The 17,983-nt window shown below is 44.3% G+C and carries 13 protein-coding genes; 9 read left to right on the top strand and 4 right to left on the bottom strand.

The window, feature by feature from the left end:
• The first annotated feature begins 275 nt into the window (after positions 1-275).
• From ACP26M_RS22800 to ACP26M_RS22775, 6 genes are all read left to right on the top strand, one after another.
• On the top strand, positions 276-893 hold the full coding sequence (locus tag ACP26M_RS22800; RefSeq protein WP_188833656.1) for a hypothetical protein: 618 nt from the start codon (positions 276-278) through the stop codon (positions 891-893).
• On the top strand, positions 890-1,192 hold the full coding sequence (locus ACP26M_RS22795) for a winged helix-turn-helix domain-containing protein (RefSeq protein ID WP_091166986.1): 303 nt from the start codon (positions 890-892) through the stop codon (positions 1,190-1,192). The genes ACP26M_RS22800 and ACP26M_RS22795 overlap by 4 nt, the downstream gene beginning before the upstream one ends.
• Before the next feature lie 51 nt (positions 1,193-1,243).
• Positions 1,244-3,751: an XrtN system VIT domain-containing protein gene (locus ACP26M_RS22790; RefSeq protein WP_426583567.1), complete on the top strand. Its 2,508-nt coding sequence runs from the start codon at positions 1,244-1,246 to the stop codon at positions 3,749-3,751.
• Positions 3,732-5,087 carry an exosortase N gene (gene xrtN, locus ACP26M_RS22785; protein WP_426583565.1) on the top strand — a complete coding sequence of 452 codons (1,356 nt, stop codon included), beginning with the start codon at positions 3,732-3,734 and terminating at the stop codon, positions 5,085-5,087. Before ACP26M_RS22790 ends, xrtN begins: the two co-directional genes overlap by 20 nt.
• Before the next feature lie 644 nt (positions 5,088-5,731).
• On the top strand, positions 5,732-6,151 hold the full coding sequence (locus tag ACP26M_RS22780) for a cobalamin B12-binding domain-containing protein (protein WP_091166978.1): 420 nt from the start codon (positions 5,732-5,734) through the stop codon (positions 6,149-6,151).
• Between the two features lie 5 nt (positions 6,152-6,156).
• On the top strand, positions 6,157-6,939 hold the full coding sequence (locus ACP26M_RS22775; protein WP_426583563.1) for an enoyl-CoA hydratase/isomerase family protein: 783 nt from the start codon (positions 6,157-6,159) through the stop codon (positions 6,937-6,939).
• 200 nt (positions 6,940-7,139) lie between these two features.
• On the opposite strand, the gene ACP26M_RS22770 is transcribed toward ACP26M_RS22775, so the two are convergent.
• The gene (locus ACP26M_RS22770; RefSeq protein ID WP_426583561.1) at positions 7,140-8,798 is read right to left on the bottom strand and encodes a glutamine--tRNA ligase/YqeY domain fusion protein; all 1,659 of its coding nucleotides are present in this window, start codon (positions 8,796-8,798) and stop codon (positions 7,140-7,142) included.
• Positions 8,799-9,294: 496 nt separating this feature from the next.
• Between ACP26M_RS22770 and acs the strand changes: the two genes are divergently transcribed.
• Entirely contained in the window at positions 9,295-11,196 is a 1,902-nt protein-coding gene (acs, locus tag ACP26M_RS22765; RefSeq protein ID WP_229701670.1) for an acetate--CoA ligase, read from the top strand.
• Between the two features lie 13 nt (positions 11,197-11,209).
• On the opposite strand, the gene ACP26M_RS22760 is transcribed toward acs, so the two are convergent.
• Genes ACP26M_RS22760 through ACP26M_RS22750 form a run of 3 tightly spaced genes read right to left on the bottom strand, consistent with a single transcriptional unit; the run spans position 11,210 to position 14,241 of the window.
• A complete protein-coding gene (locus tag ACP26M_RS22760; protein WP_426583558.1) occupies positions 11,210-12,514 on the bottom strand; it encodes an amino acid permease in 1,305 nt (434 codons plus the stop codon).
• 11 nt (positions 12,515-12,525) lie between these two features.
• On the bottom strand, positions 12,526-13,182 hold the full coding sequence (locus ACP26M_RS22755; RefSeq protein ID WP_426583556.1) for a DUF4276 family protein: 657 nt from the start codon (positions 13,180-13,182) through the stop codon (positions 12,526-12,528).
• A 3-nt stretch (positions 13,183-13,185) separates the two neighbouring features.
• Positions 13,186-14,241, bottom strand: a complete 1,056-nt coding sequence (locus ACP26M_RS22750) for an AAA family ATPase (RefSeq protein WP_426583554.1) — start codon at positions 14,239-14,241, stop codon at positions 13,186-13,188.
• A gap of 204 nt (positions 14,242-14,445) precedes the next feature.
• Between ACP26M_RS22750 and ACP26M_RS22745 the strand changes: the two genes are divergently transcribed.
• Positions 14,446-16,197, top strand: a complete 1,752-nt coding sequence (locus ACP26M_RS22745; RefSeq protein ID WP_426583552.1) for a c-type cytochrome — start codon at positions 14,446-14,448, stop codon at positions 16,195-16,197.
• Between the two features lie 60 nt (positions 16,198-16,257).
• Positions 16,258-17,931 (top strand): tetratricopeptide repeat protein, encoded by a 1,674-nt coding sequence (locus ACP26M_RS22740; RefSeq protein ID WP_426583550.1) that lies wholly within the window; start codon positions 16,258-16,260, stop codon positions 17,929-17,931.
• Positions 17,932-17,983 lie beyond the last annotated feature (52 nt).

The following is a 17,983-nucleotide window of genomic DNA, read 5'->3' as shown; positions in this document are numbered from 1 at the left end:
AACTTTCAATAAATACTGAAATTAAATTAAGTATGCCGGCGTGTTAACTCACCCCGACATCGCTGCGCTTGTCACCCCTCTCTACGCAAGCGTAAAGAGGGGATTTATTCTTTTATTTTTCTTACCTTCTTTCCGCCGAAGGCGAAGAGAGGGTGGTCCAGCGAAGCGCAGACCGGGTGAGTTAACTATGCGCGATGCAAATAATTTGAGAAAACTCAATCCCCCTCTTGCAAAATCAAATCTTATATTTAACTTTGAACAACAAAGTACTTTTGATGAAAGAACAAGATATTCATGCAGAGTTAAGTTCCATCCGCGACCTGATGGAGCGTTCGGCCAAGTTTATTTCGCTTAGCGGCCTTTCGGGTGTGATGGCAGGCATCTATGCCTTCGCCGGCGCCGGCATAGGATACAGTTTGCTGCAGGGCGAGTATACTACCCTCAGGGAGCGCCATACTTACAATGAAGAATTGCTGATCATAAAATTATTTATCGTGGCAATCGCGGTGCTTGTATTGTCTATTGGCACAGGGATCTGGTTATCGGTACGCAAGGCTAAAAAAAACAGTCAGCCTTTTTGGGGCGCCGGAAGCAAACGCCTGCTCATTAATATGGCAATCCCATTGGTAAGCGGCGGTTTATTTACTATTATACTTGTTTATCGTGGTTATTATGGTGTTGTGGCACCTGCTACATTGATATTTTATGGCATGTCGTTAGTTGCAGGCAGCCATTATACATATTCGGGTATTAGAAGCTTGGGGATATTGGAGATTTTATTAGGTTTGCTGTGTGCTGTAATGCCGGGTTACGGCTTAATTTTCTGGAGTCTGGGTTTCGGCCTGCTCCACATTATTTATGGTACAGTAATGCATTTTAGATACGATAAGTGAAGATATCATTAGATCAGTTTGATAAAGCCTTTGAAAACCGCATTCGCCTGCAAATCATGAGCGTATTGGTTGCTAATGAAAGCTACGACTTTAACTCGCTTAAAGAATTGCTTAACCTTACCGACGGTAACCTGGCATCGCACCTGAAAGCGCTGGAGAAGGAAGAATACATCCAGGTGGAGAAAACTTTCATAGGCCGCAAACCCAATACACGTTACCTGGCATCCGAAAAAGGGCGGGCCGCCTTCAAATTGCACCTCCTTGCCCTCGAAAATTTGATTAAACAACAAAAACTGTAATTTTTTTTATCTATAAACTTTGAAATACAAAGTACTTTTAATTTATAAAATATGAAAAACCTTAAAGCAATTTTATTTGAAGATAGTGTTGTTAAACTTGGCCTAATCCTAATCACTATATCTGCCGGATTCTTCCTTATGGAGGGGTCCGGCCTTTTTGAACTTACCGAAGGAACTGCTTTTGGTGCTTTTTGCTTCAATTACTCCGCCTCACTTGTGTTTTTCTTTGTGGTGATATATAAAGGATTCAGGCGCTTACATTATTGGGTGCTCCTCCTGGCACTTTGGTTCATCAGCGCGTTCGCACTTAACCTGAGCATCCCTGTTTTCAACACTTCGGTTACCTGGCTGTCGGTTGTTATCTGTATCTCCACAATCAGCATTATACTTTCTGTATTTATGAATGAGCTCAGTTCAAAAATGAAACACGTGGTGACATTTTTCCTGGGGATGGCTTTCCTGCTTTTTATTTATTACAGCGTATACCTTACCTCCATGTATCTCATCGGCATTTTTGCAGCTATCGCGCTGGGGCTTTCGCTGCATGTTTTTGTGCCGATGGGTTTGGCTATAGTAACGTTTATCACCATTAAAAGAACAGTAAGGGGCAGCAAGTCCTTAAAAATGGCATTGGGGGCTGGCCTGTTAGTGCCTGTCATTGCATGCAGCATATTTATATGGCAATGGAAAAGCATCAATAACCAGGTTAACCTTGCTATCAATCACAATACACTGTCTGAAGGCAAACTGCCGACCTGGGTGGTGATCAGTCAAAATATCCCTAAAAACGCTATAGCGCAACGGATCATCAAAGCGGGCATCGTGTATAAAACTGCCAACCTTAGTGATAGCTGGTATTGGGGCGATTGGAATAAAGCCTCATTCGATGAACCAATGCAGCATGATCCTTTTATAGTGATAGCAAGCCTGTTTGGCGGCGACTTAAACCTTGACGAAAAGGAGCGGATAAAAATATTAGAAGCCATGTACGATTCCCGCCACCAGGCGCAGGAACGGCTTTGGAGCGGCGATAAGTTAAAAACGGCCAACGTGATCACCAATGTTAAAATCTTTCCTGAATACCGTTTAGCTTATACCGAAAAAACACTAACCGTACACAACACTGAGAACGGGGGCGTTCGGGCATGGCTTGGCAAAGAAGAGGCGATATACACATTCCATGTGCCCGAAGGTTCGGTTGTTAGTTCCTTATCATTATGGATAGATGGTAAAGAACAAAAATCAAGATTAACCACCAAAGCCAAAGCCGACTCTGCCTATCACGAGATTGTAGGTGTTGAGCAGCATGACCCATCGGTAATTCACTGGCAGGAGGGCAATACAGTAACGGCACGAATTTTTCCATGTACTCCCGAAGAAAACCGCAAATTCAGGGTGGGGATCACCAGTCCGCTGCGCAAGCAAAGCGATATGCTTACCTATGAAAGCAGTTATTTCGATGGCCCATCGCCCGAAGACGCAACCGAAGCCATCCAGGTATCTTTTTCGAAGAAACCTGAAAGCCTCCACATGCCAAACTTTGATGAGATCAGCGAAGGCGTTTATACTGCCGACCGGCCTTATCAACCGGATGAGCAGATCACGTTTAAAGCCCCGCCGCTTGCCGATATGCCGTTCGCATTTGCAGGCAAAGGCTATCAGCTGAAAGATTATGTGCCTCAAACCACAAACTTTAACCCGGAAGCCGTCTACCTCGACCTTAACGCAAGCTGGTCGGCCAGCGAACTGGACGAGCTTTGGCCGGCCATCAAAACCAAAAAAGTTTACTATTACGATGGCAAGCTTGAGGCTTTGACTGAAGATAACCGTGACAATGTTTACAGCAGGATGGGCAAACTCAACTTCAGTATGTTCCCGGTTAATGAGATCAAACACTCCGAAAGTTCATTGCTGATTACCAAATGCGCCGAAACCTCTCCTAACCTGCGCGACCTTGACGAATCGGAGTTTGGCAAAGCATTAACCAGCTATCTGCCGGGTGCAAAACAATTGCAGTTATACAATATCGGCACCAACCTAACACCTTATTTAAAGGCATTGAAAGAGATGCGGGTATTCACTTATAACGAAGGAGATGTAGCAACGCTGCAAAGTAAGCTCACAAAACATGAATTTAGCCATTCGCAGGAAGATTCAACTCATGTTGTGCTCGCTCAATCGGGTTTAGTTATTGAACAAACTGGCGATACTTTAAAAGCAGGCAATGCGCCTGACCACCTGCTACGCCTGTTTGCTTATAACGATATTATGAAAAAGGTTGGTCCGCATTATTTTGATAAAACCTATGTGCAGCCGGATATTATCGATGAGGCTAACCAGGCTTTTATAGCCTCGCCTGTTTCGAGCCTTATTGTACTCGAAACTCAAAAAGATTATGAACGCTTCGGGATTGATGAAAATAAGAACAGCCTTCAAAACGCTTCTGCAAAATCATCGGGCGCAGTACCCGAACCCGGTGAGTGGTTGTTGATCCTGGTTGTAATAGCGGTGATAAATTTCTTAGTATATAAGAGCAAGCATGTTCAGCCGGAGCTATAATTTGCAGGAGTATATCTCATTTAAATTAACCGGCAGCAGGCTAATCATCAGTAGCTGCTGGTTAATATACATTGGCATTGCAGCGAGGTTAGGTATCATTTATTTTAAGTGGGATGCCAATACGGTGCTTGGCCTGGCGCTGCTGCCTTATATCTGCAAGGTAAAGCGTGGGAGCCTTTCATTAAGGCACCTCGTCCCGGCCATTGTTTTTACAACAGTTGCCATTTATTTTCCGGTTAAAACAAATTTGTTCCTGGCCTTGCTGTTTTCTGCACTGCTTTTCTTTGAGAACTTAAAAGGAAAAATAAGCCTGGTATTGTTCCTGTTGTTATTGCTCATTTCACCCGCGTTCGAATATGTCAGTAATACATTCAGCTTTCCTTTAAGGATCTGGCTTAGTGAAGTAGCAGCCTCTCTGCTTGCATCTATGGGAATGGAAGCCAGCGCTGCAGGCAACATCATCCGGTTTAAAGGTTTCGAATTTTCTGTGGACCAGGCCTGCGCAGGTTTGCATATGCTTGCCACCTCGTTCATGATCTGCCTGTTTATAATAGCTCATTACCAGCGGCAGGCGGCAAAGCAATTGCACCTGGTGTGGATCTTGTTTTTGTTGGTGCTTACTTTTGCGCTCAACATCCTGTGCAACCTTTGCCGTATCCTGCTGCTGGTTTTTTTCAAAATACCGGCTGGTACAACGATGCATGACCTGACCGGGATTATCTGCCTGCTCATTTACGTGGTATTGCCTTTATTGTTCCTTTCTTCTTTCGTATTGAAACGAACCGAAAAGCCGTACATCGACCTCCGATTTTATAAAACCATCAGGCTGGCGCCGGATGAACTGCGCTTCCCGCTGATACACCTTGCTTTGGCCGTGGCGTTGGTTGTAATAACTATAAACATCAAATCGATAGATGACCTGGAGGACAAAAGCGTAAGTAACGTATCCTTACCCGGTTATAAAAAATCGGTACTGGAAAGCGGGGTAATTAAATTTGAAAATACCGGTGCGCTGGTTTATGTGAAACCCTCTCGATTTTATTGCCCCGAACATGACCCCATGATTTGCTGGCAGGGAAGCGGTTATATTTTCAGTACGATAAAAAAGGAAGTAATTGCCGGTCGGCAGGTTTATTTAGGAGTGCTTACCAAGGCAAAGGATAAGATTTACGCTGCCTGGTGGTTTGATAATGGTAACATGAAATCAATCAATGAGTTTGAATGGCGATGGGCAGCAGCAAAAGGAGCCAAGCCGTTTTACCTGGTAAACGTTAACGCAGCTACAGAAGCCGCATTGTTAGAGGAGGTGAAAAATTTGCCGGCTATTAAGCAATGATACTTACCACCTTTCCGAATAACAATCGGGGAAATTTTCGGAAAGAACCATGATGACGTATAAGAAGCTGTTTAAGAATGAAGAATATTAATTGCCGTTGGTTTTAACCAACGGATTAAGAGCCGAAAACTCCTGGCTTTAGCCTAATTATTCAAGCGGATTTGGGCTGAAGCCCTCTTGTTGTGAATGCTTTATTCCGTTGGTTAAAACCAACGGCAATGAAGTTTTATCTACCTGTAAACGATATTCGTCAAATTTAAACAGGTTTTAAGATACATAGCGATGGTGTGCGTTGCCGCGTTAGTGATAGGAGCGGATGCCGGCCTTGTGGCTAATGCCCGTGTAGTATGAGTGGATAGCACGGGCCGCAGGCAACGCCCATATTTATAAATCGACCAAAAAACCAACTTAAGATCAAGCCATTATAAAGAACTTGCTTAAAAATGAGAAAAATTGTAGGGATGCATAATTGCGTCTCCGAAGGACAAGCCGATTTCAAAAGCACCTCAGCTGCCGTAAATTGCAAGTGTGAGATGCAATTATGCGTCTCTACATTCAAAAACTATCGTTTTAAACCGCCTATAATAAACACAAACAACTTCCATAATTTTCTTATTACTTTTACAAAAACCAATAGGTTATTCATGAGTAATACCTTTAACCGACCAATCCGTGTTTTAGTTGCCAAAGTAGGGCTCGATGGCCATGACCGCGGCGCGCGCATTATTGCCACTTCGCTGCGCGATGCAGGTATGGAAGTTATTTATACAGGGCTACGCCAAACTCCCGAAATGGTGGTAAACACTGCCCTGCAGGAGGATGTTGACGCCATTGGCATTTCTATACTTTCGGGCGCGCATATGACGGTATTTCCGCGCATCATTAATCTCATTAAAGAGAAAAAAATGGATGATGTTTTGGTTACCGGCGGTGGTATTATTCCGCATGAAGATATGCTTGAGCTGCAAAAGCTGGGCGTTGGCGAACTTTTTCCGCCCGGCACCAGTACGCAGGATATTGTAAAATATATAACCGGTTGGGTACATGAACACCGCAATTTCTAATACCTATGGAATTTCAAAATTTGCTGATTACAAACAAGGGGCGCGTTCAACAAATCACTATTAACCGCGAAAGCAAACTGAACGCTCTTAATAAAGATACGCTGGCCGAACTGCATAGCGCTTTTACCGAAGCTTTCCAAAATCCGGAGGTTGGTGGTATCATCATTACCGGAGCCGGATCAAAAGCATTTGTTGCCGGGGCTGATATCAGTGAGTTTGCAGCCTTAGATACCAATGGCGGTATGCAGCTTTCGCGTACAGGCCACACCGAAGTTTTTGATTTAATAGCTAACGGCAGCAAGCCTGTAATAGCAGCGGTAAATGGGTTTGCTTTGGGCGGTGGGCTCGAACTGGCCATGGCCTGCCACATCCGCATAGCATCTGACAATGCTAAAATGGGCCTGCCTGAAGTAACTTTAGGGCTCATTCCCGGTTATGGGGGTACACAACGCCTTACCCAACTGGTTGGTAAAGGCAAAGCGATGGAAATGATCCTTACGGCAGATATGATCACTGCTGCCGATGCCCTGCAATATGGCCTGGTTACCCACGTAACAACTGCTGAGGAACTCCTTATAAAAGCCGAAGAGATCCTGAATAAAATATTATCCCGTGCCCCTTTAGCCCTTGCGGCAGCCATCCGCAGTATCAATGCCGCTTATGCCGATAGTATTAATGGCTATGAAACTGAAATAACCGAGTTTGGCAAATGCTTCGGCACAAAAGATTTTAAAGAAGGCGTAGCAGCCTTTATGGAAAAACGGAAAGCGGAGTTTAAAGGGGAATAACTTTATAAGGCTAAAAGCTGAATGCAGAAAGCTTAAGGCTATGCCGTTGTTGTCGTCACGGGTGTCCGGAACACAAAAAACATGTCATTGCGAGGAGGAACGACGAAGCAATCGCATGCTATACAGGGCGGATATGCTTCCGTGCGATTGCCACGCTTCGCTCGCAATGACATGATTTTTTTAAGGGGGGCCAGGGGTGATTACTTTTTACCCCAGCCGTCCTTCAATGTAACGGTGCGGTTAAACACCAGTTTATCCTGAGTCGAGTTTTTATCTAAAGTAAAATAACCTTTACGCATAAACTGAACCGGCTTGCCTAACTCGGCATTAACCAGGTCGGGCTCAATGTATACTGTTGACAATACATGCAGGCTGTTAGGATTGATATAATCTTTAAAGTCGCCATCCTCATTTGAAGGGTCTTCAACCTGGAATAACCGGTCATATAACCTTACTTCGGCAGTTTTGGCGTGTTCAACACTCACCCAGTGGATGGTGCCTTTTACATTAATGCCGCTGGTATCATGGCCTGATTTTGATTCGGGCAGGTAGCTGCAATGGATCTCGGTGATATTACCATCTGCATCTTTAACAATGCTTTCGCCTTTAATGATATAAGCATTTTTTAGGCGAACCATCAGCCCGATACCTAAACGGAAGAATTTTTTAGGAGCAACTTCCATAAAGTCTTCACGCTCTATCCACAACTCACGGCCAAATGGAATATCCCTGCCGCCGTCGCCGCCTTCAACCTCAGGGTTGTTTTCGCCGTGCATTACTTCGGTTTCGCCTTCAGGATAATTATCCAGGATCAGCTTAACCGGATCAAGCACAGCCATACGGCGCCATGCGGTTTTGTTCAGGTCCTCGCGGATACAGAACTCCAGCAAGCCAACATCTATCATGTTTTCGCGTTTGGCAACGCCAATACGCTCGCAAAACTCACGGATAGAAGCAGGAGTATAACCACGGCGACGTAAACCACTGATGGTAGGCATACGCGGATCGTCCCAGCCATCAACATAGCCTTCTGTAACCAGTTGCAGCAATTTACGCTTGCTCATTACCGTATAGTTAAGGTTTAAGCGGGCAAACTCGTACTGTTTTGAAGGGAAAATATTCAGTTTTTCAATAAACCAATCGTACAACGGACGGTGAGGTACAAACTCCAGCGTACAGATAGAGTGCGTGATCTCTTCAATAGCATCCGATTGCCCGTGAGCAAAATCATACATGGGGTAAATACACCATTTATCGCCTGTGCGATGGTGATGAGCGTGTTTAATACGGTACATCAATGGGTCGCGCAGGTGCATGTTGGGCGACGCGAGGTCAACCTTTGCACGCAGTACTTTCGCGCCGTCGGGGTATTTGCCATCTTTCATATCGGCAAACAGCTGCAGGTTTTCTTCTACTGAGCGACTGCGGTATTGGTTTGGCGTGCCTGGTTCGGTAGGTGTACCCTTCTGGGCGGCTATTTCTTCGGCTGTGCTGTCATCAACATAGGCCAGGTTATTTTTGATCAGTTCAACGGCAAAGGCATACAGCTGATCGAAATAATCAGAAGCATAAAGCTCATTGGCCCAATCAAAGCCAAGCCATTTTACATCTTCCTTAATACTGTCAACATATTCAATATCCTCCTTAACGGGGTTGGTATCGTCAAAACGGAGATTGGTAAGGCCATTGTATTTTTTTGCCAAACCAAAGTTAAGGCAAATTGACTTGGCATGACCAATATGCAGGTAACCATTAGGTTCGGGCGGGAAACGGGTAAGTACACGGTTGTCGTTTTTACCGGCAGCCAAATCTTCTTCAACAATTTCCTCTATAAAGTTCAGTGATCTTTCTTCGCTCATAAATTAGTATAGCAATATGAGCAAAAGTAACAAAATTTTAGGCGGCTGTGCGCATTATCATAGCATATTCGGTTGTGTATTATTGGCCAGTCAAAACAGGAAGCCATGCCGGATTTATCGGTGCCCCACATGCCGGGTATCCAATGCAAGGAGATAGCCCTCCCAATCGGGTTTATAACATGGGCGTTGCCTGCGGCCCGGGCTTTCCGTTGCAAGTCCTCGCTTGGCCCCTACGCTCCCTCTCGTTCGCTGCGGGCTTTACACTGCTATCCCTAACGCTGCCTGCGCACGCGGCCGGGAACAACAACAAACGGAGCCCACAATTAGTCCAATTCTTACTTTTTAAAATATTTTAAAAAGTAAGAATTTTAATAGATACATCACACATAAATTATTAAATTACGCCCACCATTTAAACCAGCATGAAACTTGGTACGGAGGAACAAAAACAAACAATTTAAACCCGGAACAGCTTCATCAACCAAACAACCAACCGATGAAAATTACATCATTTGAAGAGTACAAAAAAGTTTACCAGCAAAGTGTTGAGCAGCCCGAGCAGTTTTGGGCCGGCATTGCCGATAATTTTTTATGGCAAAAAAAGTGGGACACCGTACTAGATTGGAACTTTAAGGAGCCTAAGATCAAATGGTTCCAGGGTGCAAAACTCAATATAACCGAAAACTGTCTCGACCGTCACCTCGAAACTCTTGGTGATAAACCGGCCATCATCTGGGAGCCTAACGACCCGGAAGAAGACCACCGGATATTAACATACCGCCAGTTGCATGATAAGGTTTGCCAGTTTGCCAACGTACTTAAAAACAACGGTGCAAAAAAAGGTGACCGTGTTTGTATCTATATGCCCATGATCCCCGAGCTGGCTATTGCTGTTTTGGCTTGCGCGCGTATCGGTGCTATCCACTCGGTAGTGTTTGGTGGTTTTTCTGCACAGTCCATTGCCGATAGGATCAATGATGCTGAATGTACTATCGTGATCACCTGCGATGGCGGCAAGCGCGGCAATAAGGAAGTTCCGCTTAAAACCGTGATTGATGATGCTTTGGTACAATGCCGCTCGGTTAAAAAAGTTATTGTGCTTACCCGCAGCCGTACGCCGGTATCCATGATCAAAGGCCGCGATGTTTGGTGGGAAGATGAGATCAAAAAAGTGGAAACACAAGGTAACCCAAGCTGCCCTGCGGAAGTGATGGATGCCGAAGATATGCTCTTCATCCTCTACACATCTGGCTCAACCGGTAAACCCAAAGGGGTGGTACATACCTGCGGCGGCTACATGGTTTATACAGGTTATACTTTTGCCAATGTATTTCAGTACAACCAGGGCGAGGTATATTTCTGTACTGCCGATATCGGCTGGATCACCGGTCACTCTTATATCGTATATGGCCCGCTTTCGCAGGGCGCTACTACGCTGATGTTTGAAGGGATCCCAACTTACCCTGATTGCGGTCGTTTCTGGGAGATTGTAGATAAATTCAAAGTAAACATATTATATACCGCGCCAACAGCTATCCGCTCACTGATGAGTTTTGGGCTGGATAACGTAAATAATAAAGACCTGAGCTCGCTTAAAAAATTGGGCTCCGTAGGTGAGCCTATCAATGAGGAAGCATGGCATTGGTTTGATGACAATATCGGCAAAAACCGCTGCCCGATTGTTGACACCTGGTGGCAAACCGAAAATGGCGGTATCATGATTTCTCCTATCGCCGGTATTACCCCAACCAAACCGGGGTATGCTACCTTACCGTTACCAGGCGTACAACCTGTTTTGGTTGACGAAAACGGCAAAGTGATTGAAGGCAACGGTGTAAGCGGCAACCTGTGTATCAAATTTCCGTGGCCGGGTATGCTGCGTACTACTTATGGCGATCATGAGCGCTGCCGCACCACTTACTTCGCCACTTACGAAAACATGTATTTCACCGGGGATGGCTGCCTGCGCGATGAGGATGGTTATTACCGCATTACCGGTCGCGTGGATGACGTATTGAACGTATCCGGTCACCGTATAGGCACTGCCGAAGTGGAGAATGCCATCAACATGCATAGCAGCGTAGTTGAATCGGCAGTTGTTGGTTATCCGCACGATATTAAAGGCCAGGGTGTTTATGCCTATGTGGTGAGCCCTGATAAGCATGGCGATGAGGACATCACCCGCAAGGATATCATCATGACGGTATCGCGTATCATTGGCCCGATAGCCAAACCGGATAAGATCCAGTTTGTAACCGGCTTGCCAAAAACACGTTCGGGCAAGATCATGCGCCGCATTTTGCGCAAGATAGCCGAGGGGGATACCTCAAACCTGGGCGATACCAGTACTTTGCTTGATCCGGCAGTAGTTGACGAGATCAAGGCAGGGGCTTTGTAATATTTAAGAAAAACTAATTCGCATTTTTGGTAAATGCGGCCCAAACATAAAACGGGATCCCGGCCATCAGCAGTAAAAAGCCGTAATACACAGCTTCCTGCCCGGCTCCCGCAATAGCCCAAAGCGCATAGGCAAAAGCCAGCATAGCCAGTGCTATAGCTCCGGCCCAGCCGCCCGCCTTTGGGCTTTTTCGTACCCGGATAACCAGGTAAGCCGCTGCCGATAACAAATAGGGGATCAAAACGCTCAACAGCGAAAGCAGCAACAGGAATTTAAATTGTGTTACCAGGCCTTTGGTATAATTCATGGCCATAAACAGCGATACCATGATACTGCTGATGATAATACCCATATAAGGCACCCCCTTTTTATTAGTGCGGCTGAATATCGGCGGGAAAAGTTGATCTTTTGAAATGGCATAAGGCACTTGTCCCTGCAATAACGTCCACCCGTTCAGCGAACCGAAAGCGGCGATGGCAATACCGGCGCTTACCCAATAACGGGCGCTGCTGCCGTAGATGATCACCGCGGTATCGGCATAAGGTGTAAGTGACTTTTGCAGCTGCGCCGCCGGGATAATACCGATCACGCTTACACTCCCCAGTATATAGATAAAGGTGGTAATAAGCAGTCCCAGCATGGTTGCCCTGGCTACTGTTTTTTCAGGATTGGCCACGCTGCCCGATGGTACGGTGGCACTTTCAATACCAATAAACGCAAACATGGTCATGGTAGCGGTTGCCTGCAGGGCGCTGACTATGCCTGTCCCGCTGGCGTTAAAAGGACTGAAGTTTGCTGCCTTAATGAAAAACAAACCGCCGATAGCTACCAGCAGCAGTGGCAACACTTTTAAAATGGTGGTAACCAATTGCAGCTTGCCGCCGGTAACAACGCCCAATGTATTGATATAAGCTAATAACCAGATGGAGCATAAACCGGTAATCACAGCAATAACACTACTGCTTCCCAATATTGGAAAAAAGGTGCTTAAAGCGCTCACAAACGAGATAGTAATTGCCGCGTTGGCACAGGCCACAGCAAGGTAATATCCCCAGGCCACTAAAAATCCAATAAAATCGCCCAACCCGTCGCGGGTGTAGGCATACGGCCCGCCGGTAGCATGGGGCAGCAGCTTGCTCAGGTTGCTGAAAACCTTCGCTAAAAAGAACGAGCCTATTGCCGAAAACACCCAGCCCAGCAAACCAATGCTCCCGAACGAAGCCATAGCCGCGGGCATCAGGAAAATACCTGCGCCAATCATATTGCCAATCACCAGCGAGGTGCTGGTCCACAGGCCTAATTTGTTTTTTTCGGACATTTTATTGGGTGCTATAGGTTTTCCAGTATTGTTATCCAGTTATTAAACCGTGGACTCTTATTCCGCATTTTTATTAAACCGATGCTTTCGGCTAAAATGGAACCATAAACAATTTTGTTATAGCCTTTAATTAAGCGGCTTAATCTATAGGATGGAGCATTTTGAGGGGTGTCGTTAATTAACTCAGGGTTTGGATTTGCATTAATGGTTTGTTCCAATTCCGGTTTATTAAGAAATTCATCTGGCCGGAAACTTTCTTCAAATACCTTAATGTCATTAAATAATAGCCCTTCAAATTCATGTAATTGGAGATATGGGATAAACCGATGATTTATTGAATTATCAATGGTCACATGCATGGAAGTTTCAAGTAAACTCATTCGCTGACTTTTGTCTGCTACTTTTTTAGATGCATCCCAACCAGGAAAGACATGTTTATCATCAATGCCATAATAATCAATGAACGTGGTTACAAAAGCTTCCTTATCTTGTGCCAGGTGGTTTTCTATTTGTTTTTTTAAAGCTGTCCATGACACCAATCCACCACCTGATTTTTTTATAAGAGGATATTGGAGGTAGATATCCTTTGAATTGAAATAAGGTTGTAATACATCTTTGCAGAACTCCTGTTCGGTTTGGCCCTCACAGACTATGATGATTCTTTTCATTAATTACGGTTGCCCCCCTTCAAGGATATTTCTTTGCCATAAATCTCCTATTGAATAATCTTCGAGCCAAGCCGATAGTTCTTCTTCGTGTAACCTTTTAAATTCTGTTTTACCGTCGATCTGGTCAACGGTAATAATGTCATCTGCTTCAAAATGATTAACAAGATCAGAGGACTGCGTAGCGACAATTACCTGGGCACCTCTTGATGCAGCACTTTTAATCATGCCGGCCAATTTAGTGATAGCAAAAGGATGTAAGCCAAGTTCGGGTTCATCAATGATTATGCTTTTGCGCAGTTTAGGTTGCATAAACAATGCCGTTAAAGCTATAAACCTGATGGTACCATCCGAAAGATCGGAAGCACCATAAATAGTCGAACTATATTTGTCCTGCCATTGCAATCGTATATGCCCTTCCTTATTCGCTTGTAAAAAGAAATCAGAGAAATACGGTGCAATGCTTTGAATCATTTTTATGATGCGATTGTATATTATCAGATCATTTTGTTTTATGTGGTGCAAGAATGACGCAAGGTTCCTGCCGTCTTCATAGAAGATATAAGAGCTGTTCAACACATTGCTCATTTGAGTGAATGGCGAATTCTTGCCAGTTTCATGAAAGTGATATTTCTTGAAGCTATTTAAATGCTCTCTTATATATTTTGCACGAAAATCAGGTGCTGTTTTTACCGAAGCTTCTGGTTTATACGATGCAGAATCCCGGGCATCATCATTAAACCAGAATAATTCTTTAGTAAAAATAAAAACATCATCTTCTGCCTGAACAGTAAATGAATATGCATTTTTGTGATTTTCAAACGAAATCTCAGCACTTATTTGAGATGTTATTTTACTTCCCTGATATAAGAACTTTTCAGCTCCCCCGTTAAGTCCAACATATTCTCTAAGACTCTGATTACTTACCCTATTTAAAAAATCAAAAAATGAAATAAAGTTACTTTTACCCGAGCCGTTAGCTCCAATCAATATATTGATCGGCTTTAACTCAACTTTGGCTTCCTTGATAGATTTGTATCCCTTTATCTCAATATAGTCCATGAACACAAATTTATCATTTAAATATTAATCGATATCAATTTACAAACCTTATCTTTTTAATACAGTGTTTCATTAATTTATCGTTCTGTCATTCCTCGTCTGCTAAAAAATAAATCTTCCTAAACATTTACCACTAAAATCTCTTTTATAGCAGGACTTGCTTTTAAGCAACAATCTGGCTTAAGCATAATCTGCCTATCCGTAATGAAAAATAAAACAACCGTAATCGGTATTTTGATGGCCTTGTGCGCGATATCTGTGCTCAGTTTTAAAAATATCGGAATAAAAAATATCCCACCTGCTAAGGATACCACCAATGGCGGCTTATTCCTGCCCGGCAAATTTAAAGCGGTTGTGGTGGTTGATAGCCTGGAAGGCCGCGCACGTCACATCGCGGTGAACACCAATGGCGATGTTTATGTAAAACTCCGCTTCCCCGATTCTATCGGCGGCAACGTTGGACTGCGTGATACTAACGGCGATGGTCGGGCTGACATCATTAAAAAGTTTGCCAACTATGAAGACAAAGGTCCCTATGGCACAGGCATGAGGGTGCATAAAGGATACCTGTACTTCAGCTCGGAGGCAAATGTTTATCGCACAAAATTAAATCCGCAAACATTGGTACCCGATGCCCCGCTCGAATTGATTTTACATGATGCTACCGCCCCGCATGAGCATGACGCCAAGCCATTGGCCTTTGATAATGCCGGGCACATGTACGTGGCATTTGGCGCGCCCTCAAACGCCTGCCAGGAGCAAAACAGGGTGCCCGGTTCAAAAGGGATCAAGGGCTGCCCCTTGCTGCAGCAATATGGGGGCATCTGGCAGTTTGATGAGGCTAAACCTAATCAAGTACAGACCGATGGGATCCGCTATGCCACAGGTATGCGCAGCGTTGTTGCTATGGACTGGAATACTGCCGACAATTGCCTGTACGTGGTGGCCCACGGTCGCGACGACCTGCGCCTGCAGTTCCCTAAAATATTCAGCGCCTGGCAAAGCGCGGTGCTGCCTGCTGAAGAGTTTATTAAAGTAAAAAAAGGCACGGATGTAGGCTGGCCATACTATTATTATGATCCCATTAAAAAGAAAAAACTTCTGAACCCCGAATATGGCGGCAATGGGATAAAAGCCGGCAACGGCGCTAAATACACCCAGCCTATCATGGCTTTCCCCGCGCACTGGGCCCCCAACGACCTGTTTTTTTATACCGGCGATCAGTTCCCGGCAAGATATAAAAACGGGGCTTTTATTGCCTTTCATGGTTCAACCAACAGGTCGCCTTATCCGCAGGCCGGCTTTTTTGTATGCTTTGTACCCTTTAAAAACGGCAAACCTTTTGGGCAATGGGAAATTTTTGCCGATGGCTTTACCGGAAAAAACACGGTAGTAAGCGTAAGTGACGCGGCTTACCGGCCAATGGGGCTGGCCATGGGGCCGGATGGTTCCTTATACATCAGCGAAACAGAGGAAGGAAAGATCTGGAAAATTTCCTACACGGGTAACAAAGCCGGGTTTGGCAAGGCCGAACTTGCCAAAATGGAGCTCCGTAAAAAACTACCGGGTTTCAGGTTGCCCGATGTTTTAAAGAGCGATCTGCAAACCGGCATGCTCAAAGGCGGCGCTAAAATTTACAATACCTATTGCGCTAACTGTCATCAAAAAAATGGCCGCGGCGATGGTAATATGATCCCGCCGCTTAGCGGATCGGAATGGGTAACCGGTGGTAAGTTTATGGAAAAAGACCTTGCTATAAGGGTACTGCTTAATGGCCTCGATGGACCCATCAAGGTGAAAAACAGGCCTTACAACAGCGCCATGCCCAAGCATAATTTTTTAAGTGATGCTGATATCGCTGCTGTACTTACCTATATCCGCAATAATTTTGGTAATAACAGCAGCCTGGTTACCGCGGCTGAGGTAAAAAAGGTTAGGGCTGAACTGGGCAAATAGGATTAAACCGGCAACCCATTTCCATTTTTTAATATTAACCGGATATGCTATTTTTATAGCATGACCTTATCATTTAAACCAATAGCTTTTTGGCTGTTTATTTTAGCCCCCTTAACCACCTGGGCTTTAGTACCGGCGGATACTTCCAGTAAAAAAAATTCCGTACCAATAACTGCACCTGGTTACCAGATCAGCGACTATGCATCCTATTTAAAAGAGGCTATCACCTGTTTCAGGCAAGACAGCATTGATAAAGGAATGATGTTACTATCCAAAAGCATTAAAAACATCACCTTACAAAAAGATGTAACGCGGATCATGCCCTATCAGGGATACGAAATTTTTAGCCTTGTTAAGGATATTGCTGACAATAGCAATCTTTCGCCTGCGGAAAAACAACTGGGGAAAGATTTTTTTAAATTGGTATTCACATCACAGCCCGGCGATAAAAATGCCGATAAAATTTTAGACGGCTTTTTTAAAAATGCTCCTAATACCGTTTTTGCTAAACGATTAAAATTACTTACCGCGTCATTTAAAGGAAAATCAGCCGCAGGTACTGAATTGAACCGGTTGCTAAAAGACAGCCCGAAATTGATTTCGGCCAACACAATGAAAGCAGAAATGCTGTTTGATGAACATAAATACCGGGAATGTATAACGTTTTGTGATCAAATATTGGCGGTATGGCCGCAGTATGCCCATGCATACCAGATGCGGGCTAAGTGCTATTATAATCTTGATGAGCTTGACAAGGCGATAGCTGATTACAACCAGGCCATTAAATTTTTCCCGGGCTATTTTGTACTTTATTATGACCGGGCCGACTGCCTGATCGACCTTGAAAAATATAAGGAAGCAGCAACTGATCTGCGATTGACATTACGGTTAAAACCCAATTATAGTTGGACTTACTACAACCTTACCAGGTGCTACAGAAATATGGACATGCCTGATAGCGCCCTTTATTTTATCAATCAGCATATTAACCAAAATGCCGACGATGGTGATGGTTATAACCTGAAAGGTGATATTTACTGCGACAGAAACGAATACGAAACAGCAATCAGTCTTTACACACAGGCCATCAACCTGGAACCCGACCGACGGACTTTTTATGTTGATCGCGGCGACGCTTATTATTACGCAGATAAATTGGATGATGCCATAAAAGATCTCCAAAAAGCTATCAGCATTGATAAATCATATCCTTTTCCATACGACAGGATAGGCGACTGCTACTATCAGAAAAAACAATATGAAACAGCCATAACTTATCATCAGAAAGCAGTAAAGGCCGACCCGACCTATAAATACGCCTACGTAGGGCTCAATTTAAGCTATACGCAATCGGGTAACTACCAGGAAGCTATTGATGCCGCCAAAAAAGCAATAGCTATTGACAGCACTTATGCCAATGCCTTGGGTAACCTGGGGTGGTCATGTTATTGCGCTGGTAAGTTTGATGACTGTATAAAATATTCTTACAAGGCGCTGAAATACCAGGATGACGCCACTTACGCCATGTTTAATATTGCGCTTGCCACACTTGCAAAAGGCGAAACAGGCAAAGCGAAACAATTATATACAGGTTTTATAAAAACCTGTAAAGAAAAGAAGTATGAGATAAGGGATGGCGCCACCGACGATTTACGGGAACTGATCAGGAAAAAGGTTTACGTAGAAGAATCAAAATTTATAATTGAACATATTTTTGAGCAAAAAGTAGAGTGACCGGCAAGATATTTTTCCTGAAAACGTGTTAAAATCACCAAACCCGCACATT

The sequence above is a fragment of the Mucilaginibacter sp. R-33 genome (genome assembly GCF_049949235.1).
Taxonomy (GTDB): domain Bacteria; phylum Bacteroidota; class Bacteroidia; order Sphingobacteriales; family Sphingobacteriaceae; genus Mucilaginibacter.
Note: the sequence above shows the minus strand (reverse complement) of the source record. Positions and strands in the feature narration are given on the sequence as shown.

Excerpts from the sequence above, each read along its gene's own strand:
- ACP26M_RS22760 (WP_426583558.1), bottom strand. The coding sequence starts at position 12,514 with ATGTCCGAAAAAAACAAATTAGGCCTGTGGACCAGCACCTCGCTGGTG.
- ACP26M_RS22770 (WP_426583561.1), bottom strand. The coding sequence starts at position 8,798 with ATGAGCGAAGAAAGATCACTGAACTTTATAGAGGAAATTGTTGAAGAA.
- ACP26M_RS22745 (WP_426583552.1), top strand. The coding sequence starts at position 14,446 with ATGAAAAATAAAACAACCGTAATCGGTATTTTGATGGCCTTGTGCGCG.
- ACP26M_RS22790 (WP_426583567.1), top strand. The coding sequence starts at position 1,244 with ATGAAAAACCTTAAAGCAATTTTATTTGAAGATAGTGTTGTTAAACTT.
- ACP26M_RS22800 (WP_188833656.1), top strand. The coding sequence starts at position 276 with ATGAAAGAACAAGATATTCATGCAGAGTTAAGTTCCATCCGCGACCTG.
- ACP26M_RS22780 (WP_091166978.1), top strand. The coding sequence starts at position 5,732 with ATGAGTAATACCTTTAACCGACCAATCCGTGTTTTAGTTGCCAAAGTA.
- ACP26M_RS22740 (WP_426583550.1), top strand. The coding sequence starts at position 16,258 with ATGACCTTATCATTTAAACCAATAGCTTTTTGGCTGTTTATTTTAGCC.
- ACP26M_RS22750 (WP_426583554.1), bottom strand. The coding sequence starts at position 14,241 with ATGGACTATATTGAGATAAAGGGATACAAATCTATCAAGGAAGCCAAA.
- ACP26M_RS22775 (WP_426583563.1), top strand. The coding sequence starts at position 6,157 with ATGGAATTTCAAAATTTGCTGATTACAAACAAGGGGCGCGTTCAACAA.
- ACP26M_RS22755 (WP_426583556.1), bottom strand. The coding sequence starts at position 13,182 with ATGAAAAGAATCATCATAGTCTGTGAGGGCCAAACCGAACAGGAGTTC.
- xrtN (WP_426583565.1), top strand. The coding sequence starts at position 3,732 with ATGTTCAGCCGGAGCTATAATTTGCAGGAGTATATCTCATTTAAATTA.
- acs (WP_229701670.1), top strand. The coding sequence starts at position 9,295 with ATGAAAATTACATCATTTGAAGAGTACAAAAAAGTTTACCAGCAAAGT.